This window comes from Microbacterium shaanxiense, assembly GCF_054779995.1.
Genome location: NZ_BAAGXE010000002.1, coordinates 188376 through 209652, shown reverse-complemented (window position 1 = coordinate 209652; position 21277 = coordinate 188376). Strand labels below are relative to the sequence as shown.

The following is a 21277-nucleotide window of genomic DNA, read 5'->3' as shown; positions in this document are numbered from 1 at the left end:
AGGCATGCGCAGCGAGGTGAACCCACGGCTCGCCGACGCCGGGCTCGCGATCGCGGTGACTTTGGTGCTCGCGGTCGTCATCGCCGCTGATCCGGTCGGTCGCACCTCCCTCGGCGGATACGCGTTCGCGCTCGGATTCGGGCTGATCCTGCTCGTCCGTCGCCTGCTGCCACGCACCACCCTGATCGTGACGCTGCTCGCGATCTTCGCGTACTACACCCTGGATCTGCCGCCCGTCGGCATGGTGCTTCCCGCGATCGGCGCCCTGTTCTCTGCGGCAGAGCAGCATCGCACGTACTGGGCGGTCGGGTCGGCCGCCGCGCTGCTCGCCGTCGCGACCTACTTCCGTCTCGACGGGTCAGAGCCGGAAGCCACGCTCAACGGCTACACGTTCGTCACCGAGCTGGCGCTGGCTGCCGCGGCCATCGCACTCGGCGCCGCGGTGCGCCTGGCCCGCGAGGCGCGGGAGCGAACCGCTCAGATCGCCGTACTCACTGCCGCCGAGGAATCGCACGCCGCGGATGCCAGGATGCAGGCCGAGCGGATGCAGATCGCCCGTGACCTGCACGACACGATCGGGCACACGCTCTCCGTCGCATCTCTGCACGCGGGGGTCGCCGCCGAGGCTCCGGATGCTGCGGCAGCGCGACCCGCACTCGATCAGGTGCGCTCGGCGACGTCGGACGCCCTGCGCGAGCTGCGGCGCACCGTGAAGGTGCTGCGGGCGGACGACGCCTCCGGTCCGGAGCCGGTGCTGGGTCTCGGATCGCTCGACCCGCTCTTCACCGCCGCACGCAGCGCGGGTCTGCGCGTCGAGACTGAACTGTCGGTCGCATCAGATGCGCTGTCGCGATCGGTGGATGCCGCGGCATACCGGGTCGTGCAGGAGGCGCTGACGAACGTGCTCAGGCACGCAGGCGCCTCGACGGTTCGCGTGACCGCGCGCGAGGTCGAGGGGACGCTGACCCTGCGCATCGTGGACGATGGCACCGGTGCGCGTCGGGCGCAGCGCGCGGGTGCAGGCATCCGCGGTATGAAGGAGCGGACGGAGCTGCTGGGCGGCACGCTCACCGCGCACCCAGCACCTGGCGGTTTCATCGTGGACGCCGAGATTCCAGCGCGGGTTGAAGGAGAAGCATGAGCGAGCCGATTCGTGTGGTGATCGTCGACGATCAGGAACTCGTGCGCGCAGGCCTGCGCTCGCTCGCCGAGCGCGACGGCGACATCACCGTGGTCGATGAGGCGTCGGACGGGCGCAGCGGCCTGTCGCGTGTGCGCGAGCTGCGTCCCGACGTGGTGCTGATGGACGTCCGGATGCCGGTCATGGACGGCCTGGAGGCGACGAGGACGATCATCGCGGATGCTGCACTCGACGGCATCCGCGTGCTGATCCTGACCACGTTCGACGAGGACGAGAACGTCCACGAGGCGATCCGGTCCGGGGCCTCGGGATATCTGCTGAAGGACGTGTCGCCGGATGACCTGCGCGCCGCGATCCGCACGGTCGCCGCCGGGGATTCACTGCTGTCGCCGTCGGTGACCGCGACGGTGATGAGGGCCGCCGCGGCGCACACGGTCATCGACCGAACGCCGCTCGACGGGCTCAGCCGAAGAGAGATCGAGGTGCTCACACTCGTGGGCCGAGGACGCACGAACGATGAGATCGCCGCCGACCTGTTCCTCAGCCCTGCCACCGCGCGCACCTATGTGAGTCGCCTGCTCGGCAGGCTCGCCGCACGCGACCGTGCGGCGCTCGTCGTGCTCGCCTACGAGACGGGGCTGGTCGCGCCCGGGCGCTGACCCTCCGCCGCAGTAGGCTGAACGCATCATGCAAGAGTTCTGGCAGTGGGCGGGCAGCTTCTGGTGGCTCATCTTCCCGATCATGGGAATGGCCGGCGGGGCGGCGAAGGCGTGGGAGCAGGGCGCGAAGCGCCGGCACGAGCGACGCCTCGAGACGCTGCGGCTGAAGGGCGAGCTCAAGGCCGCCGAACTCGCCGCCCGCGGCGGCCAGGTCGCACCCTCGAAGAAGCCGCGGGAGATCGCGTCCGATGCCAGGGTGTCGTCGAACCAGCTGCTGGAGCGGCTGTTCCAGGAGCACGACGAGATCACCGCCCGTTGGCTGGACTACGAACTCGACGTCGCGAAGCTCATCGCCTTCCCTGCCATGAGCGACGGCCGCCAGCCGCTGACCGCCGCATTCCTGCGGGCGAAGAAGACGGCTGATGCGCTGCGTCCCGTGTCCGCGGACACCGAGGTCAGCGAGCAGCGCGTATCGGAGTACCTGGATGCCGTCGGCAACTACGCCGTCGCGTTCGAGATCGCCGAGAAGGATGCCAGGCGCCTGCGCGATTCGTCGTTCACCGATGCCGAGCGCAAACGCCTCGATCGCGCCCAGAAGCTGTTGAAGGTCGCCGTCGACGAGTCGGCCACCCAGGCCGAGCGCAACGTCGCCTACAAGCGCGTGCGCGAAGAGCTCGAGGGGCTGATCCTCCTCTCGGACGAGGCCGTCACAGTGCTCGAGAATCAGGTGGCGCGCGAGATCACGACCGGCCCGGCACCGCAGCCGGAACCGGTCGCAGAGCGTGCGCCCGAACCGGAGCCGATGCGTCAGCCGAAGCGCGACGCCTCGTAGAAGCACTTGCGCCGAGGCCCCCTCCTGCCGCCGGGGCCCCCTCGTATGTACGCACCCGAGAGGGGGCGCCGACGGAGGAAGGGGGCGTCGACGTCGCGGGCGCGCGACTCACGGCAGTTCGGCAGGCCCCACGATCTCCCGCCGCCGATCCCGCACCCACACGACCCCGTCGCGCCGCCGCTGCTCCCTGGTCGCGAAGCAGTAGCGGTACGACACGGCCCTCACCCACCGCGGCTTCTGCCCCGCGAACGGGTCGGTGCGCAGCAGCGCCAGCGTCGCAGCATCCGCCTGCAGCAACCGTGCCAGCAGCATCGTGAACCAGTCATCCAGTGAGCGCCCGAGCGGCAGGAACCACATCAGCCAGTCGAGGCGCAGATGGTACGGAGCGAACTGCCGCGGCACGCGGCGCACGTCACCGGGCTTGCCCTTGAACTCGTACTCGCGCCAGGTCGCGGCATCCGGGTCGTCGTCGAGAGTGCCCTCGATGACGATCTCCATCCGCTCCTTCGTCACGGTGCCGAACGCGCCGTAGGCGTTCGCGAGCTCCCAGCGGTTGAAGCTCGCGTTCATCAGCTGACGGCGGGCGAACAGATTGCGCAGGGCCGGCCAGCTGACGACGAGGTACAGGATGCCGACGGCCGACGTCATCACGACCCAGTACAGCGGAATCGGCTGCTGTCCGGTGCCGCCTGACGGGACGCCGATCGCCGAGAAGGCCAGCACGATGGTCGCCCAGTTGAGCCACGCGAAGTTGCCGGTGATCACGAGCCACAACTGCGTGACGATGACGATCGCGCCCGCGACGGCCCCGACGATCGCCGGCACAGGGCTCTCGATCCACAGCCCCAGGACCGGTGCGAACATGAAGAACGGCACCACCAGCTGCGCGAAGTGGTTGCCCACGACCTCGGCCTTGTGGAACCACCGTGGCAGCAGATGCGCCTGACGGCTCAGCGGACCAGGCATCGGCTGCGTCTCGTGGTGGTACGTGAGGGCGGTGAGGTCGCGCCACTCCCGCCCGCCGCGGATCTTGATCATGCCCGCGCCGAACTCCAGCCGGAACACGAGCCACCACATGAGCACGATCACGACGGTCGGCGGCGGCTGATCCCGCGAACCGAGGAACGCGGCGAGGAACCCCGCCTCCAGCAGCAGCATCTCCCACCCGAAGCCGTAGAACGTCTGCCCGATGCTCGTGATCGACATGTACCCGAACCAGAGTGCGAGGAAGCACAGCATCGGCACCCACGGCGGCGCGAGCTGCGGGATGCCGACCACGAGCAGCACCGCGACGACGATGCCGGCCCAGCACAGCGCCGCCAGACGCCGGTCGGTGTACCGGATGCGGTGGAAGAGCGTGGGGCGCAGCATCCGCCTTCTCGCCTTCGACGAGGCAGCCCATTCCAGCAGCGCCGGCGCAGGCAGCAACCCGCGCTCTCCGAGCAGCGGACGGAACTGGTTCAGCGTCGACACGAACGCGACGAGGTTCAGCGCCGCGATGCCCCGTTGGAGCACCTCGCGCGCGAAACCGAAGTCGACAGCCGCGAAACCGTCCATCTCGTCAGGTTACGCGCGATCGGGCTCCGACGCCCCCTGTTACCGCCGACGCCCCCTCGTAATCGCGCAGGCAACAGGGGGCGTCGGCGCGAGCAGGGGGCCTCGGCGCAGCTGGGCATGTTCCGACCTCCGTCGTGGTTGCATCCACCATGCGCATCGATCTTCGCGGCAAGACCGCACTCGTCACCGGCTCCACACAGGGCATCGGAAGGGCCATCGCCGCTACTCTCGCCGACGCCGGCGCACGCGTCGCCATCAACGGCCGTAGCGCCGACACCGTGGCATCCGTGATCGCGGAGCTGCAGACGGAGTCGGGCGAGCGCGAGTTCATCGCGGCGCCGGGCGACGTCACGAACCAGGCAGGGGCGGATGCCGTGCTCGCCGCGACCGGCGACATCGACGTGCTCGTCAACAACCTCGGGATCTTCGGGGCGGCGGATGCGCTGGATATCACCGACGAGGAATGGCGCCGCTACTTCGACGTCAACGTACTCGCCGCCGTGCGGCTGATCCGCGCGACGCTGCCCGGCATGAAGACGCGCGGGTGGGGACGCATCCTCAACATCGCCAGCGACTCGGCCGTCGTCATCCCGGCTGAGATGATCCACTACGGCATGTCGAAGACGGCGCTCCTCGCGGTCTCGCGCGGCTTCGCGAAGGATGCCGCCGGCACGGGCGTCACCGTGAACTCGGTGCTCGCCGGCCCGACGCACACCGGCGGCGTGGAGACATTCGTCTACGAGCTCGTCGATTCCGCCCTGCCGTGGGAAGAGGCGCAGCGCGAGTTCATGCGCCTGCACCGGCCGCAGTCTCTGCTGCAGCGCCTGATCGAGCCCGAGGAGATCGCCAACATGGTGGCGTATCTCGCCTCCCCGCTGGCATCCGCGACGACGGGCGCTGCGGTGCGGGTCGACGGCGGGTACATCGACTCGATCGTTCCGTAATCCCGCCGCACGCGTGCACAAGAAGGGCGCCGCGGCCGAAGCCGCGACGCCCTTGTGCGCTCAGTGCGCGAAGGTGATCACTCGGTGACGACCCAGTCGAATTGGTCGCCGTTCTCCTCGAGCCACTTGTCGACGGCGTCGGCCTCCTGGCCCTCGCCGAACTCGTTGACGACGAGGTCCTCGAGCGAGCCGTACTGGTCGTCGTCGAGCTTGATCTGCTCGATCAGCTCAGCGGCCTCGGGGAACTCCTCGGCGAAGCCCTTGTGCGCCATGAAGTTCAGCGTCTCAGCCTCACCCATCGCACCCAGCGGGTCCTCGAGCTCCTTGACGTCGTACTTGCTGTTGGCCCAGAAGGGCTTCCACAGCGTGACGACGAGGTCCTCCTCGTTGTCGATGGCCTCACCGAGAACGGTGAGCATGCCCGAGGTCGACGACGTCTCGAGGGTGTACTCCCCGTCGAGGCCGTACTCGGGCATCATCGAGTCCTGCGTGACGCCGGTGAGGCCGGCGCCCGGCTCGATGCCGATGATCTTGCCGTCGAAGCGAGCGGCCTGCCCCTTGAGGTCCTCGATCGACGTGATGTCCATGTAGCTGGGAACCGCGATCGTGAGCTTGGCGTTCTCGTAGTACGCGCCGAGGTCTTCGAGGTCGTCGCCGTACGTCTTCATGTACTCAGCGTGCGTGACCTCTGGCCATGCCGACGGGAACAGGTCGACGTCGCCCTGGGCGAGGCCGGTGTAGAGCGGGCCCGCCTCGGTCAGCGTCTCGAGCTCGACCGTGTAGCCGAGCTTCTCGAGCTGGTCCTGGACCAGGTAGGCCATGCTGAGGCCGTCGGTCCAGGAGGGGATGAAGCCGAGGGTGATGGTGCCCTTGTCTCCGCCTTCGCTGTCACCGCCGCCGTTTCCGCCTGCGGTGTCGTTGCCCGTCGCGCAACCGGCGAGGGCGAGGGATGCCACGGCCCCCAGGGCCACGGCGGCTGTGATGTGCCGGAACTTCTTCATGGTGCTTCCTTCCGTATGTTCTGCTGCGTTTCGTATGGGACAGGGATGGGTCTATACGGCTCCGCCGCCGATGGGTGCGCGGTGCGGTGACGCCACTGCACGCGCGGCCTCAGCCGCGGCATCCGCCTTGCTCGCCTGCTGCGAAGCGCGGCGGCGATTCACCATGCCCAGCAGCGACGACGGGAACTCGCCGGGGGTGCCGAGCGCGGCGGTGACGCGGTCGAGGAACACGGCGAGCAGCACGACGGCGAGTCCCGCCTCCGCGCCCTTGCCGATGTTGACGGTCGCGATCGCCTCGACGACCAGCTTTCCGAGGCCGTCGGCCCCGGCCATGCCGGCGATGACCGCCATCGACAGCGAGAGCATGATGACCTGGTTGACACCGGCCATGATGGTCGGCATCGCGAGCGGGAGCTGGATGCCGCGCAGGATCTGCCCCGGCGTCGCACCGAACGCGTGTCCGGCCTCGACGGTCTCGGAGTCGACGCCGCGGATGCCGAGTTCGGTCATGCGCACGCCGGGAGGCAGGGCGAAGATCACGGTGGCGACGAGTCCTGGCACGACGCCGATGCTGAAGAACACGATGGCGGGGATCAGGTAGACCATGGCCGGCATCGTCTGCATGAAGTCGAGGATCGGCTTCAGAACCGCACGCACGGTGGCGTTGCGCGCCGACCAGATGCCCAGCGGAATGGCGATGACCACCGCGACCAGCGCCGCGACGATCACCAGCGACAGCGTCTGCATCGCTCCGACCCACAGCCCCATGCTGAGGATCAGCGCGAACGAGACGGCCGTGCCCAGTGCCATCCACAGCGAACGGACCGCCCAGGCGATCAGCGCGGCGATGATGATGAGCACGACGATCGGCGTGCCGAGCAGCACTTCGGTCAGGCCGTTGACGAGGAACTTGACGATGAACGAGATGAAGTCGAGCAGGCCCTCGAGGTTGTCCTTGACCCATGCGACAGCGCCGGCGACCCACTCGCCGATCGGGATGCGGAAACCGTCCATCAGCGCACCTCCTCTTCCGTCGCGACGTCCGGGGCGACGGCATCGGCCGCCTCTCCGAGCACCGCGGTCGACGAAGGAGCGACGGCATCCGCCGCCTCACCCAGGACCGCGGCGATCTCGGCGTGCGAGACCGGAGGAAGCGGAAGAGTGATCTCCTCGGTGGAGTTCGGGCCGGGGCCGAGGGCTGCGAGCAGCGTGACGCGCGGGATGACGCCGGTCAGGCGCCCTTCCGCGTCGACGACCGCGAGCGGCAATTGCGACTCGACGGCGGGGACGAAGAGGTTCATCAGCACCTCGTCCTCGGCGACGCTCTGCGGCACCGGCTTCAGGATCGAGGTCAGCTGCGTCTCGCCCTTGCGCACGAGCTTGACAGCGTCGCGGTCGGTGACCATGCCGAGCAGCTTGCGGTCACGCCCGGTGACGTACGCGGCCGACATGTAGGCATCGCGCATCTGGCGCAGCGCCGTGCGCGGGCCGGCATTGTCGGCGACGACGGGACGAGGACGCTCCATGACGTTGGATGCCGTGAGCACCCGTGCCCGGTCGACGTCCTGCACGAACTGCTCGACGTAGTCGTTGGCGGGGTCGGTGAGGATGTCCTCCGGTGTGCCGATCTGCACGATACGGCCGTCGCGCATGACCGCGATGCGGTCGCCGAGGAACATGGCCTCGTTCAGGTCGTGCGTGATGAAGACGATGGTCTTCTGCAGCTTCTGCTGGAGTTCGAGCAGCTGCTCCTGCATCTCGCGGCGGATGAGCGGGTCGAGGGCGCTGAACGCCTCGTCCATGAGCAGGATGTCGGTGTCTGCGGCGAGCGCACGGGCGATGCCGACGCGCTGCTGCATGCCGCCGGAGAGCTCGGAGGGGAGCTTGTCGCCCCAGCCGTCGAGGCCGACCATGGCGAGCACCTCATCGGCCTTGGCCATGCGCTCGGTCTTGCCGACGCCCTTGAGTTCCAGCGGGTAGGCGACGTTCGCGGCGACGGTGCGGTGCGGCAGCAGTGCGAAGTGCTGGAACACCATCGACACGTTCTCGCGGCGGATCTCGCGCAGACGCGATGCCGGCACGCCGGCGATCTCGTCGCCGCCCACGACGACCGAGCCGTCGGTGATGTCGTGCAGGCCGTTGAGCATGCGGATGATGGTGGACTTGCCCGATCCGGACAGGCCCATGATGACGAAGATCTCGCCACGGTTGACGGTGAAGCTGGCGTCGATGACGGCAGCGGTCCCGGCATCCAGCGTGTCGGTGCGGGATTCGCCCGCCTTCAGACGGCGGACGGCCTGGCTCGGATTCCTTCCGAACACCTTGAAGAGATGGCGCGCTTCGAGAGCGGTTTCGGTCACGTTTCCCCCGGTGGCTTCCGATTCTTCGGGTCTCGGGAGCCGACTTCGGTTGCGCCCGGGTGATGATCACGGGGCCGCTTCGACAGTTCTGCACTGCGGCACAGGCGACGGATTTCGGATCCGCGCAAAGAGCATCGACCGTACGTCCACGCCTCTTCGCAGCACAGCTCATCGAATGAAGGACGTGACCGCGGACTGGTCTATAAGCCGAAAGGCCTACATTTCAACGTAACAAAAGGGCCGGTCAGGGGCAAATCTCGACCTGCTCGAGCACGCTTCTTTTTATTGTCTGAACGGGGATTCTGTCGAATGTCGACAATCTGAGTGTGGGCGTGTCAGCCGCGGATGCTGCGCGTCACAGTGAACTTCGACGTGCGATGCAGCTGCTCGGTCCGGCCGATCATCCTCGTCAGTTCGGGACGGTACGCGAGGCTCGAGTTGAACACCGTGAGCAGTTCGCCGCCCGGGCGCAGCAGGCGGGCGGACGCCTCGAACATCCGGGTCGCCGCACCGGTGTGCACGCTCACCCCCAGATGGAACGGCGGGTTCAGCAGGATGAGGTCGGCGCTGCCGTCCGGCAGGTCGGAACCGGCATCGTCGTGCGTCACCGTCACGCGGTCGGCGACGCCGTTCGTGATCATCGTCTCGCGGGCGGATGCTGCGGCTGCCGCCGATCGATCCGTCGCCGTGATCTTGGCTTCGGGATGGTTCAGCGCATAGTACGCGGCGAGCGCTCCTGTGCCGCAGCCGAGGTCGATGACGTCACGCGATCGTCCATGGTGACCCTCGAGCACTTCGAGCAGCACGCGGGTGCCGATATCGATCCGGTTCGCGGCGAACGCGCCGCCGTGCGCTGCGAGGGTCAGCGCGAACTCCGGTTGCTCCGCCCGCTGCGGGTACGGCGGCTCATCCGGCACCTCACGGGGTCCGCTCGCCACGATCAGCCGGGACTTCCGCTCTGCACGCTGCGGCTGCACCGCGGCGAAGCTGTGCGCGAGCACCTCGTTCTGCGCGAGCGTCATGTGCTTCACGCGACCCCCGGCGATGAGCACGGCGTCGGGCGCGGCCCAGCGGGCCACGGCATCCGCGATCTCCTCCAGCTCGGCGAGCGCCTTCGGCAGCTGCAGCAGCACGAGCCGTGCGCCGGCCAGCAGCGATGCATCGAGCTCGTGCGACGCGAACCCTTCGAGGCCGAACTCTTCGGCGTTGCGCGCGAGCGCCCGCCGACCGGTGACCAGATCCTGATGCACGCGGACACCCGTGCGCCCGGCATCCGTCAATGCGAGTGTGATCGCGCCGTACTCGTCACCGATCACGACGATCTCGCCACCCGGAAGATCCATCGCGAGCGCGCGCCGGACGAGAAGCTCGTCGGTGGCATCCCAGGCCTGGAGGTTCGGCGCCTCCACATCGGGGAAACGGCGAAGCCTGTCGAAGGCGAACTCTGGCACCCGCCCACTGTACGCGGGCACCCGGGTTATCCCCGCATCGTTCTGGACAATGGTTGAACATACGTTTAGCATGCTGTACATGCGTTCAGTATCGGATGATCTCACCGCTCGCGCCCGCATCCGCGATGCGGCGATCGCCGCGTTCGGCCGGAACGGCTTCGACTCCGTGAGCCTGCGCACGATCGCCGGAGACGCCGGTGTCAGCGCGGCATTGATCGTGCATCACTTCGGAGACAAGGCCGCACTGCGCGCGGTCTGCGACGACTACGTCGTCAGCATCTTCACCGACGAGAACCATGAGCTCATCGACGCGCCGACAGCCGACCGCATCCGCACCGCGCTGCACGACATCGACCGCTACGGGCCGTTCATCGACTACCTCGCACGCATGCTCGTCGACGGTTCTCCCGCCGCGGACCGGCTGTTCGACACGATCCTCGAGGGCACGCGACACGTGCTCGACGATCAGCGCGCCGCCGGCCTGCTCGAGCCGGCGAGCGATCCGGAGATGACGGCGCTCCTGGTCGCCCTGATGGGACTCGCCCCGGTCGTGATGCGCACCCAGATCACGCGCGCGCTCGGACAGGATCAGCTGAGCCCGGCGGGCCTGAGGCGCACGACCGTTCCGATGATGGAGCTGCTGACCCACGGCATGTACGCGACCGATGCTTTTCTCGACGGCGCGCGGGCGGCCATGAGCGCCGATACGGATGCCGTGGCATCCGAGTCCGAATCCCACACCGAGGAGGAGCGATGACCGACACCATCGAAGTGAACGCCCTGCACAAGCGGTACGGGCGCAACATCGCGCTGCACGAACTGGACCTGCACGTGCACGCCGGCACCGTGTTCGGATTGATCGGCCCGAACGGCGCCGGCAAGACCACCACCCTGCGCACGCTGGTCGACGTCATCCGTCCCTCATCCGGCACGGTGCGAGTGCTCGGCGAAGAGCCGCGTCACGGCGGAGCCGCGCTGCGCAGGCGGATCGGCTACGTGCCGGGCGAGCTGCATCTGGAGGGCCGTGCGAGCGGGCACCGGTTGCTCGCGTTCTACGCCGAGGTGTCCGGTTCGAACGGCGCCTCGACCTCGGTGCTGCGCACGGCACGCGACCTCGCCGATCGTCTCGGCGTCGACCTCGATCGACCGGTGCGCACGCTGTCGAAGGGCAACAAGCAGAAAGTTGGGCTCATCCAGGCGTTCATGCACCGCCCGGAGCTGCTCATCCTCGACGAGCCGACCAGCGGACTCGACCCGCTCGTGCAGCGCGAGTTCCTCTCGATGGTGCGCGAGGCGCGCGACGCCGGTCAGACCGTGCTGCTGAGCTCGCACGTTTTGAGCGAGATCCAGCAGACCGCCGACGAGGTGGCCGTGCTCAGCGCCGGTCGCATCGTCGCCGAGGGCGACGTCGCCTCGCTCCGCCTCGGATCCGTGCGCCGCGTGCGCGTGCGCATCGGCGGGACGGATGCCGCGGCCGCGCGCGCGGCCTTCGAGCAGATCGCCGGGGTCGAAGCACTGGATGTCGTCGATCAAGGGGAGGGCGTGCAGCTCTCGACCACGATCGAGGGTGCGATCGATCCGTTCGTGAAGGCACTCGCGCGATACGAGGTGCAGGATCTCACGGTCGAGGAGCCCGACCTCGAGGAGTCGGTGCTTCGGCTGTACGGCGATCGCGCGCGCCCCGCAGATGCATCGGCGCCCCCTCGCACCGTCCACGCCCCCCGTGAACGACGTCGCCAGGCGGGGGCCTCGGCGGCAGGCGGGGGCGTCGACGATCAGACGGAAGCGCCCCGCACCCGACGCTCCAACCGCGGACGGAGGCACTGACATGCGCAACATCCTCCCGGTCTTCCGGCGCAGCCTCCGTGAATCGTGGCGCAGCCTGCTCGGCTGGAGCATCGGCATCGCCGCCGTGCTGTTCCTGTATCTGCCGCTGTACCCCAGCATCGGCGCCAGCGACCAGATGCAGCAGCTCATCGATTCGATGCCGGAGCAACTGGTCGACACGCTCGGATACGACCAGATCGCCAGCGGCGCCGGCTACACCGAGGCCACGTTCTACGGGCTGATGGGGTTCCTCCTGATGACGATCGCCGCGGTGCTGTGGGGTTCGTCGCTCGCGGCCGCGGAGGAGAGCGGCCGCGCCGAGCTCGACCTCGCGCACGGCATCGGGCGCGGTCAGTACGCACTCGAGACGGCCCTCTCGGTGCTCGTGCGCCTGGTGTGGCTCGGCGCCTTCGCCGGGCTCGTGATCTGGGGGCTCAACGGCCCGGCCGAGCTCGAGTTGGACCCGGTGCGCATCGTCGGCGCGAGCGCCGCGCTCGTCGGTCTCGCCTTCCTCACAGCCGGTGCCGCACTGCTCGCGGGCGCCGCGACCGGACGCCGCATCTGGGCGACGGGAGTGGGTGCGGGCATCGCCGTGCTCGGGTACATCCTGCAGGCGCTCGCGAAGCAGTCGGACGATCTCGAGTGGTTGAACGCGCTGTCGCCGTACGCCTGGGTGTTCCGGCAGTCGCCGCTCGCCGAGGGCGTCGACGTCGGCGGCCTCGCACTCACCTGGGCGATCGGACTGGTTCTCGCCGCAGCATCCGCTCTCGCCCTGCGCGCCCGCGACCTGCGCGGCTGAGCCCGTCTTCTCCCTCCCCTTCGCGGTTCCCGGACGGCGGGGTTGACGCACTCTGGGTTCTATGGTTAGTTAGTCAAGTAAGTAACCGATTGACCACCTGGAGGCATCAGTGATCGAAGAAGGCAAGGCGCTCTTCCTCCAGATCGCCGAGCAGATCGAGGACTCGATCCTCGACGGCTCGCTCGAGGAGGAGTCCAAGGCTCCGTCGACGAACGAGCTCGCCGCCTTCTACCGGATCAACCCCGCCACCGCTGCAAAGGGAGTCGCCATGCTCACCGACAAGGGCGTGCTGTACAAGCGCCGCGGAATCGGCATGTTCGTGCAATCAGGAGCCCGCGAGCTGCTGCTCGGCGAGCGGCGCTCCGCATTCGCCGACCGTTACATCGATCCCCTCCTCGCCGAAGCTCGCACGCTGGGTCTCGGCCCCGACGACCTCGCCACGCTGCTCCGCGAACGCGCTGCAGCTGCGGCATTCGCATCCACCACCGAAGGGAACCCCGCATGACCGCCGTCATCGAGGTGAAGAACCTCTCCAAGCACTACAAGGACAAGCGCGCGCTCGACAACGTGTCGCTGTCACTCGAGGGCGATGCCATCTACGGCCTGCTCGGCCGCAACGGTGCAGGCAAGACGACCCTCATGTCCATCCTCACCGCGCAGAACTTCGCCACGTCGGGCGACGTGAAGGTGTTCGGCGAGCACCCGTACGAGAACGCCAGGGTGCTGAGCCGGATCTGCTTCGTGCGCGAGAGCCAGAAGTATCCGGACGACGCGACCCCTCGCCACGCGTTCAAAGCGGCATCCTTGTTCTTCTCGAACTGGGATCAGCAGTTCGCCGAGCAGCTGATCAAGGAGTTCCAACTGCCGATGAAGCAGACGATCAAGAAGCTGTCCCGCGGGCAGCTCTCGGCCGTCGGCGTGATCATCGGTCTCGCCTCGCGCGCCGACATCACGTTCTTCGACGAGCCGTACCTCGGTCTCGATGCGGTCGCCAGGCAGATCTTCTACGACCGCCTGCTCGAGGACTACTCCGAGCACCCTCGTACGATCATCCTGTCGTCGCACCTGATCGACGAGGTCTCCAGCCTCATCGAGCGCGTCATCGTGATCGATGACGGCAAGATCCTGCTGGACGACGAGACGGATGCTGTGCGCGACCGCGCCGTGACCGTCGTCGGCGATTCGGCAGAGGTCGACGCCTGGGCCGCGTCGCGCGAAGTGCTGCACCGCGATCAGCTCGGTCGCGTGGCGTCCGTCACCGTGCTCGGCGCACTCTCGCCCGAGGAACGCGCGGAGGTCACGGCATCCGGTCTCGATCTCGCACCCGTATCCCTGCAGCAGCTCATCGTCCGTCTCACGCAGAAGGCCGGCACAGAAAACCAGGAGGTCCGCTGATGTCCCGCACGCTCAATGTCATCCGTCTGCAGCTCATCAACAAGCAGACCTTCATCTGGGTGCCGCTGATCGTCCTCGCCGGCTCCGTGCTCCTGTCGGTGCTCATCTACGCGATGATCCCGGTCGACGAGCCCAAGTACGGCGGCGGCGGCCAGGCACCGCTGTGGGTGTTCTTCGCTGTAGGCATGACGGCGATGACCCTGACCTTCCCGTTCTCGCAGGCGATGAGCATCACACGGCGAGAATTCTTCGTCGGAACCCTGATCACCGCGATCCTGGGCAGCGCTTTCATGGGCGTGCTGTTCCTGATCGGCGGGGCGATCGAGCTGCTCACCGACGGCTACGGAGTGAACGGCTACGTCTTCCACCTTCCGTGGCTGTGGGAGGCCGGCCCGCTCGGAGCATTCATCGTCTACTTCACGCTCGCCCTGTTCTTCTTCGTGGTCGGCTTCACTGGTGCCACGATCTACAAGAGCTGGGGTCCGGTGGTGATCACCGTCGCCGGAGTCGCGGTCGGGCTCGTGCTGCTCGGGATCATCTACCTCATCACGCGGCTCGAGCTGTGGGAGCAGGTGTGGCTCGGCATCCTCGATCTCGGAGCCCTCGGCCTGGCGCTGTGGGGCCTGGTCGCTGTCGCGGTGCTCGCGGGGATCTCGTTCCTGGCGTTCCGTCGGGCGAAGCCGTAGGCACCTCGCGTTAGAGCGTCACGAGGCGCCCGCGTTCCTTCGGACGCGGGCGCCTCTGTGCCGCTACAGACGTCAGCCCGGATCACGGATGTCAGCCCACACCGCCGATTCGGGCTGACAAGTGTGCAGATCCACTGACATGTGTGCCGGGCTCAGGCGGTGCGGCGGGCTCAGGCGGTGCAGCAGGCACAGGCGGTGCGGCGGGCTCAGTCGGTGCAGCGCCGCGCCATGAACGCGCCGAGGTCAGATCGTGTCGTCGGCGGCGACGATGTCGAGGCTCCAGCTGCGGGTGGCGGGGTCGTCGGGGTCGTGCGCGTCCTGAGCGTCCCTGATGACCTCGTGGATCCGCCGCTCGATCTCCTTGAACTCCGCCTCCGTCAGCCGAAGATTGGCCTGCGAGAAGGTACCGTGCACCACGGGGTCGCGACCGGACACGTACTCCGGCGCCCACGCCATCACGCGCCGCATCATCGCGACGTGGTCGTCGGCGAGCGCGTTCATCAGCACACCGCCCAGTTCCTCATCGGCGATCGGATGCTCCGGGGAGCCGACGTTCCACGATTCCGGTGTGGCCTTCCAGACCCGATCGCGCTTGTCGCGGGCGTGTTCCGGCGCCTCTTCTATGAGCCCGGCCTCTGCGAGCACTCGCAGATGGAAGCTGACGCTGTTGGCGGGGACTCCGAGATCGGCGGCGACGTCGGCGGCACGGGCATGGCCACGGCCCGCGACCGACTTCGCGATCCTCCGACGCAGCGGATGCGCGTAGGCCTTGAGCATCGCCGTCGTCGCGTGCTTGCCGTCCGGATGCTCGACCCGCGATTGCGCCCGGTCATCCGCCGGCGTCTTCTCGTCCGCCATCCTCCGATTCTATCCACAACGAATATTGCGCAATTGTAGTTGCGCAATTTCTGTTGCGGAACTATTCTCAGTGGCATGACGACCGCACTCTCCCATCGCCTTTCGCGCAACATCCGCTACATCACGTGGCTGATCAGCGACACCGCGAAGGGTCTCGCATCTGCGCTGTTCGGCTTCGCGATCCCGCTGATCGCGCTGTTCGTCACGAACGATCCGGCGCAGGCCGGGATCATCAGCGCGGTCGGCATGACCATCCGCACGATCACGACCGTGTTCGGCGGCGTGCTCGCCGATCGCCACGACCGCATCTTCATGATGATCGTCGGATCGGCCGCCGGCATCGTGCTCGCCGGGTCGTTCACCGTGCTCGCACTCGCCGATGCGCTCACCTTCGTGACGCTGCTGGTGATCGACGTGGCACTCGCGGCGCGTGCCGGCTTCTTCGACATCGCCGGCGAGAGCGCGTTGAAGGAGATCGTCCCTGACGACGCGATGGGCAGGGCGCAGGCGGCGAACCAGGGACGAGACGCCGTACTGCAACTCGCGGGCGGGCCGCTCGGCGGCGTGCTGCTCGCAGCAGGCGCATGGCTGATCGGTGCGGTGATGGCGGTGTGCCACGTCACCGCGATGGCGACGGCATGGATGCTGCGCCGCTCGGCCCCCTCCACCAGGCCGGCCCCCGACCCCGCCGTACCCGAGGTCGGCCTCGCGGCCGCCGCCGTCGCGGTCGGCCGTCCGAACGCCCTACGGGAGATCGCGGAGGGCTTCCGGTGGCTGATGTCGCGCCCCGACCTGCGCGGCGTGCTGTTCGTGGCGACCATCATCAACCTCGGATTCAGCACGGCCATGACCACCGTCATCTACGCGCTGCAGCAGGCCGGGCATTCCACCATCACGATCGGTCTGCTCGCGACCGGCGCAGGGATCGCGATGCTCGTCGGCGCTCTCGTCGCCCCGCTGCTGGTCTCACGTGTCCGTGCGAGCGTCGTCATCATCGGCGGGCTGGCGGTCGCCACGCTGGGCGTCTTCGGCATGATCCCTGCCCACGAGCCGCTGGCCCTGGTCGCCGTGCTCGTGGTGATGGTGTTCTTCGTCCCCGCGGTGAACGCAGCACTGATGGGCTACTTCATGGTCGCGACACCGACCGAGCTGCTCGGGCGGGCGAACAGCGCCTCAGCCGTGCTCGGCATGGGGGCGATGCCCTTCGCGCCGCTGATCGCCGGATTCGGGCTCGCCGTGATCGGCCGCGAGAACACGCTGATCACGGCATCCGTCCTGTGCGCGATCTCCGTGCTGCTCGCCGTCGCGAACCGCGGACTGCGCGCACTCCCCGTCGAAGCAGGATGGTCGGCGCACGCCCGTCGGTTCGAGTGAGCCAGACCGCAGTCGAGGTCACAGCGCCCCGACGAGCCCGGCGACTCCGGCGATCACCGAGACCACGGCGATCACCAGCGCGAGCGCGATCAGCACGGCGTGCACCTTGAGGAACGTCGTCGCCCTGCCCTCGGCATCCCGAGCTCGCGGATCGTTCGCGACCCGTTTGTAGAAACGGGGCCACACGATCACGTTGAAGGCCGCGTTGATGAACAGGAGGATCGCGAGGGGAATCACGCTCCCAGCGTATGCCCGCGTCAACGCACCGATGGGAGCTTTTCGCACGCCCCACCGCCCTGGCGGGTGCGAAAAGCTCCCATCGCCAGCCCGTCACGCACGCTCGCCCGCGCGGTCGCGCGACGCCACGTCAGGCCAGCATCCCCCGCCAGACGACGTCCATCGCCGCACTCACCCTGGCGCTGGTCGCCTCCTCCTCGAGCCGATCTCCTCGGACGACCAGCTGGTAGTAGACGACGCCGGCGATCGCATCGAAGCAGGCCTCGACGTCGAGATCGTCGCGCAGGATGCCGCGCCTGATGCCCGCTGCGAGGGCGGCTTCGACCGGCGCGCGACGGCGCGCGACGTGCGACTTCCAGTACGCCTTCTGCAGTGCGCGGTCGGCCATCACGAGACGGATGCGGTGCCGGAAGCGCGCCTCGGAGTACCCGGCGGTCGTCGCCGCCCCGGCGGCGCCGAACATCGATGCGAACAACGCGGTGCGCAGATCGCCTTCCGCATCCACCGCTGGCGGGATCGAACGGCCGACGTCCAGTGCGGCGGCGATCAGAGTCGTCAACGACGGCCACCGCCGGTACAGCGCCGCCCTGCTCACTCCGCTGCGCTCGACGATCCTCGCGACGGTCACCTCCTCCTCGGCATCGATCAGACTCAGCGTCGCGGCGATGATCTGGCCGTCGATCTCCTCATCACGAGGACGGCCGGGGCCGCGGCGAACCGCGGTCCCGGCATCCGCCACGGCGCCCGTCATGCCGCGAGCGCCCGCTCGCGAAGTCGGGCGATCGTGTCGTCGCTGAGGCCGGCGGCACGCAGGGGAGCGAGCGCGTCACCGTGCCGCTCACGCAGGGTCGTGAGCAGTGAGCGCATCGACACCTCCATGGATCCCTCGAGCAGTCTCGACGACGCCTCACGCGCATCCGGTTCGAACCCGAGCGCCCGCCACATCGCACCCATGACCGGAGCGGTGCGCTGCATGATGGCGACCATGTTCTCACCGGTGCGGGTGTAGTCGGCGACGATGTCGTCGTCGTTCGCCCCCAGCACCAGCAGGAGCATGGCGGCGAGCACGCCGGTGCGATCGCGACCCGCGGCGCAGTGGAACGCCGTCGCCCCTGGCGTGTACGCGATGACGTTGAGCGCCGTGACCAGCTGCGGGGCCGCGGTCTCGACCATCCGGACGTACATCTTCGCCATGCCCTCGTGGCTGAGATCCGGAGCATCCGCCGTCATGGAATCCGCGACGTTCGCGATGAGCGGGAGGTGGTGATACCCCAGCGCGCGCTCCCCGAACGGGCCGCGGCCGGTCGCGGCGACCTCGGCCGGCGAGCGCAGGTCGATGATCGCGGTGAGGCCTGCGTCGACCAGCTCGTCGACCACCTCCGCGGTGACGTAGGCGAGGTCGTCCGTGCGGATCGCCAGCCCGTGGCGCAGCACTCCTCCGTCGATGGGGATGCCGCCGAGGTCGCGCATGTTGACGGGCGCGCTGAGGGCGATGTCGATCGTGGGGGTGTCCATGGACGCCGTGGTCATGTGATTCTCCTTCTGATCAGGGCACTGCCCTGGTCGATTGCCGTGACGAGCACGATGATGCAGATGATGATGGCGCTGAGGTGTCCGTAGTCGTACATCCGCATCGCCGTGGTGAGTTCGAGGCCGATGCCGCCCGCGCCGACGAGGCCGAGGATGGTCGCGCCCCGCACGTTGCCCTCGAACAGCAGCAGCGTGTACGACACGAGCAGGGGTGCGGCCTGCGGCAGAACCCCGTACTGGATGACCTGACGCTTGGATGCCCCGACCGCCTGCATCGCGGTGATCGGGCCGCGATCGACCGACTCCATCGCCTCGGCGAAGATCTTGCCGATCGAGCCGAGCGAGCCCAGCGTCATCGCGAGGATGCCGGCGAACGGGCCGAGCCCGACGGCCGAGACGAACATCAGGGCGAACACGAGGTCTGGCACGGAGCGGATGATGTTCATCACCCAGCGCGACGGGTAGTACAGCCACCGAGGCGCGATGTTGGATGCTGCGCCGAAGGCGACGATCAGGGAGAGCATCGCACCGAGCACCGTGGCGATGATCGCCATCTGCAGGGTCTCCAGCAGCAGGGTGAGGATGATCCCGATCTTGGAGAAGTCCGGTGGGAACAGCCGGGAGAGGAATTCGCCCATGTTGATCGCGCCCTCGCCCAGCTTGAGGAAGTCGAATCCGACCCCTCCCGCAGACCAGAACAGCACGATGATCGCCACGGGGATGCCGATCAGGAATCGCGTGCGCGGAATCGAGAAGGCACGCTCGAGTCGCGCCCGATCCGCCGTCGACAGTGTCGGCTGCTCGCGCTTCGGGCGTGCCTGGTGAGCGTGCGACTCGGGTGTGCGCGAGTCAGGCGTGGTGGTCGACATCGTCATCCTCCTCGTCGTACAGGACTGCGAGCTTCGAGGCGTCCAAGTCGGCCGTGCGCGCGGACACGAGCATCTCGCCGTGGCGCAGGCCGACGATCCGGTCGCTGTGCGCGAGCGCCAGGGGCAGCACGTGCAGGCTGACCAGCACCGGGATGCCGTCCTCCGTCGCGATCCGGCGCAGCAGCCCGAGCACGGAGTCGGCGAGCTTCGGGTCCAGCGACGCGACCGGCTCATCCGCGAGGATCACGCGCGGCTGCTGCATGAGCGCCCGTGCGATCGCGACCCGCTGCTGCTGCCCGCCGCTGAGGGAGCGGGCCGGGTCCTTGGCCTTGTGGGCGATTCCCACACGGTCCAAAAGTGCGAGCGCGCGCTGGCGGTGCACCGACGAGAATCCGCCGACGAGGTTGATCGGCCCCGCACCGTGCAGCGCTCCTGTGAGCACGTTCGTGAGCACGCTGAGCCGCGGGATCAACTGGAACTGCTGGAACACCTGCCCAACGTCCGAGCGGAGCGTTCGCAGTTCGCCTCTGGCGAGGTTGGTGACGTCATGTCCGGCGATGCGCACCGACCCGCCCGAGACGGGCGCGAACCCGGTCAGGCTCTTCATGAGCGTGGACTTCCCCGAGCCGGACGCCCCGAGCAGAGCGACCATCTCGCCGGGGAACAGGTCGAGGTCGACTCCGTCGAGCACGGGCTTCGTCTCGGGCTTGTCGTCGTACGCGACGCGGAGTCCGCGCACCGTGACGAGCGGAAGCGCCTGGCGCAGTTCTGCCGTCGTCGTGCGATCGGTCGCGGTGACGGATGCCGCAGCATCCGTCACCCGTGTCACGGCGCTGCTCATTCCAGGTCCTTGAGCTCGACGCCGGCGACTCCTGCGATCTCCGCGAAGGAGGCGAAGACGCTGGGCTCCGGCGCGATCTCGACCTCGAGGCCGATGAACGAGCTGTAGGCGGCGAGCGCCTCCTCGTTCTCCTCGGAGAACACCTTGGGCAGCGCCTCCTCCAGGAGAGTGCGGGTCTCGTCGTCGAGCGACTGGCGCGCGAGCACGGTGCCCATGACGTCCATCGACGGGCTCTCCCCGACGGCTCGCCACTCACCGTCGGCGAACGGGAACATCGGCTCGCCCATCTCGGTCAGTACGAAGGCGGTGCACGCGGCATCCACCTGATCCTGCTGCAGCGCCGCGAAACTGCCCTCGTGGCCGCCCGCGAAGATGCCTTCGTAATCCTCGCCCTGTTCGAGGCCGGCCTCGTGCAGCATGTACACCGGCATGAAGTAGCCCGAGCTGGATGCCTGGTCGGCGAAGGCGACCGTCTTGCCCTCGAGGTCAGCGACGGTCTTGATCGGGGAGTCGGCCTTCACGACGCAGGTGGAGACGGGCTCGTCGGACCCCTTCCACGCCAGGAGCGCGTCGACCTCACCGGTGTTGACCGCAAGGGCCGACGGGAAGCCGCTCATGATGCCGATGTCGACGTGGTCGCTGCGGATGGCCTCGACGACGCTGAGATAGTCGGGCACGTCCGTGATCTCGACGGTGCGCCCCGTCTCCTTCTCGAGGAGTTCGACGAGAGCCTCGACCGGGTTGACCTGGGTGGGATCGTCCGATGCGGGCAGCGTGGCGATCGTGATGGGGGCGTCGGACGCGGGTTCCGCCGCGTCGGCGTCTGCCGCCGGGGTCTGGCAGCCGGTGAGGGCGAGAGCAGCGATGCCGAGCAAGCCCACCGCGGGGAGGGTGTAGCGACGCATGGATGTGACCT

At 68.2% G+C, this 21277-nt stretch carries 23 protein-coding genes; 11 read left to right on the top strand and 12 right to left on the bottom strand.

Annotation, left to right across the window (positions count from 1 at the left end):
- The first annotated feature begins 4 nt into the window (after positions 1-4).
- From ACYVG2_RS05905 to ACYVG2_RS05895, 3 genes are read left to right on the top strand one after another with little or no spacing between them, the layout of a single operon-like run.
- On the top strand, positions 5-1141 hold the full coding sequence (locus tag ACYVG2_RS05905; RefSeq protein WP_460780113.1) for a sensor histidine kinase: 1137 nt from the start codon (positions 5-7) through the stop codon (positions 1139-1141).
- Complete coding sequence (locus ACYVG2_RS05900) at positions 1138-1800, top strand: response regulator (protein ID WP_460780112.1); 663 nt, start codon at positions 1138-1140, stop codon at positions 1798-1800. The genes ACYVG2_RS05905 and ACYVG2_RS05900 overlap by 4 nt, the downstream gene beginning before the upstream one ends.
- Before the next feature lie 28 nt (positions 1801-1828).
- A complete protein-coding gene (locus tag ACYVG2_RS05895; RefSeq protein ID WP_460780111.1) occupies positions 1829-2632 on the top strand; it encodes a hypothetical protein in 804 nt (267 codons plus the stop codon).
- A gap of 108 nt (positions 2633-2740) precedes the next feature.
- On the opposite strand, the gene ACYVG2_RS05890 is transcribed toward ACYVG2_RS05895, so the two are convergent.
- Entirely contained in the window at positions 2741-4189 is a 1449-nt protein-coding gene (locus ACYVG2_RS05890) for a lipase maturation factor family protein (RefSeq protein ID WP_460780110.1), read from the bottom strand.
- 149 nt (positions 4190-4338) lie between these two features.
- On the opposite strand from ACYVG2_RS05890, the gene ACYVG2_RS05885 reads away from it, so the two are divergent.
- A complete protein-coding gene (locus ACYVG2_RS05885) occupies positions 4339-5133 on the top strand; it encodes an SDR family NAD(P)-dependent oxidoreductase (protein WP_460780109.1) in 795 nt (264 codons plus the stop codon).
- A 77-nt stretch (positions 5134-5210) separates the two neighbouring features.
- Here the strand turns inward: ACYVG2_RS05885 and ACYVG2_RS05880 are convergent, their stop codons facing one another.
- From ACYVG2_RS05880 to ACYVG2_RS05865, 4 genes are all read right to left on the bottom strand, one after another.
- A complete protein-coding gene (locus ACYVG2_RS05880) occupies positions 5211-6134 on the bottom strand; it encodes a glycine betaine ABC transporter substrate-binding protein (protein WP_206475398.1) in 924 nt (307 codons plus the stop codon).
- Between the two features lie 51 nt (positions 6135-6185).
- A complete protein-coding gene (locus ACYVG2_RS05875) occupies positions 6186-7148 on the bottom strand; it encodes an ABC transporter permease (RefSeq protein ID WP_206475399.1) in 963 nt (320 codons plus the stop codon).
- A complete protein-coding gene (locus ACYVG2_RS05870; RefSeq protein WP_460780107.1) occupies positions 7148-8494 on the bottom strand; it encodes a quaternary amine ABC transporter ATP-binding protein in 1347 nt (448 codons plus the stop codon). The genes ACYVG2_RS05875 and ACYVG2_RS05870 overlap by 1 nt, the downstream gene beginning before the upstream one ends.
- Positions 8495-8829: 335 nt before the next feature.
- Positions 8830-9945: a class I SAM-dependent methyltransferase gene (locus tag ACYVG2_RS05865; RefSeq protein WP_460780106.1), complete on the bottom strand. Its 1116-nt coding sequence runs from the start codon at positions 9943-9945 to the stop codon at positions 8830-8832.
- Positions 9946-10024: 79 nt separating this feature from the next.
- Between ACYVG2_RS05865 and ACYVG2_RS05860 the strand changes: the two genes are divergently transcribed.
- The 6 genes from ACYVG2_RS05860 to ACYVG2_RS05835 all read left to right on the top strand — a co-directional run bounded on the left by ACYVG2_RS05860 (position 10025) and on the right by ACYVG2_RS05835 (position 14652).
- Positions 10025-10702: a TetR family transcriptional regulator gene (locus ACYVG2_RS05860; RefSeq protein ID WP_460780104.1), complete on the top strand. Its 678-nt coding sequence runs from the start codon at positions 10025-10027 to the stop codon at positions 10700-10702.
- Positions 10699-11772, top strand: a complete 1074-nt coding sequence (locus tag ACYVG2_RS05855; protein ID WP_460780103.1) for an ABC transporter ATP-binding protein — start codon at positions 10699-10701, stop codon at positions 11770-11772. Before ACYVG2_RS05860 ends, ACYVG2_RS05855 begins: the two co-directional genes overlap by 4 nt.
- 1 nt (position 11773) lies before the next feature.
- Positions 11774-12571 carry an ABC transporter permease subunit gene (locus ACYVG2_RS05850; RefSeq protein WP_460780102.1) on the top strand — a complete coding sequence of 266 codons (798 nt, stop codon included), beginning with the start codon at positions 11774-11776 and terminating at the stop codon, positions 12569-12571.
- A gap of 109 nt (positions 12572-12680) precedes the next feature.
- The gene (locus ACYVG2_RS05845; RefSeq protein WP_460780101.1) at positions 12681-13076 is read left to right on the top strand and encodes a GntR family transcriptional regulator; all 396 of its coding nucleotides are present in this window, start codon (positions 12681-12683) and stop codon (positions 13074-13076) included.
- Positions 13073-13966 carry an ABC transporter ATP-binding protein gene (locus ACYVG2_RS05840; RefSeq protein WP_460780100.1) on the top strand — a complete coding sequence of 298 codons (894 nt, stop codon included), beginning with the start codon at positions 13073-13075 and terminating at the stop codon, positions 13964-13966. The genes ACYVG2_RS05845 and ACYVG2_RS05840 overlap by 4 nt, the downstream gene beginning before the upstream one ends.
- A complete protein-coding gene (locus ACYVG2_RS05835) occupies positions 13966-14652 on the top strand; it encodes a hypothetical protein (protein WP_460780099.1) in 687 nt (228 codons plus the stop codon). The genes ACYVG2_RS05840 and ACYVG2_RS05835 overlap by 1 nt, the downstream gene beginning before the upstream one ends.
- Before the next feature lie 243 nt (positions 14653-14895).
- Here ACYVG2_RS05835 and ACYVG2_RS05830 read toward each other — a convergent pair whose 3' ends face one another.
- Positions 14896-15510, bottom strand: coding sequence for a winged helix-turn-helix domain-containing protein (locus tag ACYVG2_RS05830; protein WP_460780098.1), 615 nt, complete (start codon positions 15508-15510; stop codon positions 14896-14898).
- A 75-nt stretch (positions 15511-15585) separates the two neighbouring features.
- Here ACYVG2_RS05830 and ACYVG2_RS05825 point away from each other — a divergent pair, with 75 nt between their 5' ends.
- Complete coding sequence (locus tag ACYVG2_RS05825) at positions 15586-16884, top strand: MFS transporter (RefSeq protein WP_460780097.1); 1299 nt, start codon at positions 15586-15588, stop codon at positions 16882-16884.
- An 18-nt stretch (positions 16885-16902) separates the two neighbouring features.
- Here ACYVG2_RS05825 and ACYVG2_RS05820 read toward each other — a convergent pair whose 3' ends face one another.
- The 6 genes from ACYVG2_RS05820 to phnD all read right to left on the bottom strand — a co-directional run bounded on the left by ACYVG2_RS05820 (position 16903) and on the right by phnD (position 21266).
- A complete protein-coding gene (locus tag ACYVG2_RS05820) occupies positions 16903-17121 on the bottom strand; it encodes an SCO4848 family membrane protein (protein ID WP_460780096.1) in 219 nt (72 codons plus the stop codon).
- Between the two features lie 130 nt (positions 17122-17251).
- Entirely contained in the window at positions 17252-17872 is a 621-nt protein-coding gene (locus tag ACYVG2_RS05815) for a TetR/AcrR family transcriptional regulator (RefSeq protein WP_460780094.1), read from the bottom strand.
- Positions 17869-18651: a tyrosine-protein phosphatase gene (locus ACYVG2_RS05810; RefSeq protein ID WP_460780093.1), complete on the bottom strand. Its 783-nt coding sequence runs from the start codon at positions 18649-18651 to the stop codon at positions 17869-17871. Before ACYVG2_RS05810 ends, ACYVG2_RS05815 begins: the two co-directional genes overlap by 4 nt.
- Positions 18648-19520: a phosphonate ABC transporter, permease protein PhnE gene (phnE, locus tag ACYVG2_RS05805; protein ID WP_460780092.1), complete on the bottom strand. Its 873-nt coding sequence runs from the start codon at positions 19518-19520 to the stop codon at positions 18648-18650. Before phnE ends, ACYVG2_RS05810 begins: the two co-directional genes overlap by 4 nt.
- Positions 19501-20361: a phosphonate ABC transporter ATP-binding protein gene (locus ACYVG2_RS05800; RefSeq protein ID WP_460780091.1), complete on the bottom strand. Its 861-nt coding sequence runs from the start codon at positions 20359-20361 to the stop codon at positions 19501-19503. The genes phnE and ACYVG2_RS05800 overlap by 20 nt, the downstream gene beginning before the upstream one ends.
- A complete protein-coding gene (gene phnD, locus ACYVG2_RS05795) occupies positions 20358-21266 on the bottom strand; it encodes a phosphate/phosphite/phosphonate ABC transporter substrate-binding protein (RefSeq protein ID WP_460780090.1) in 909 nt (302 codons plus the stop codon). Before phnD ends, ACYVG2_RS05800 begins: the two co-directional genes overlap by 4 nt.
- Positions 21267-21277 lie beyond the last annotated feature (11 nt).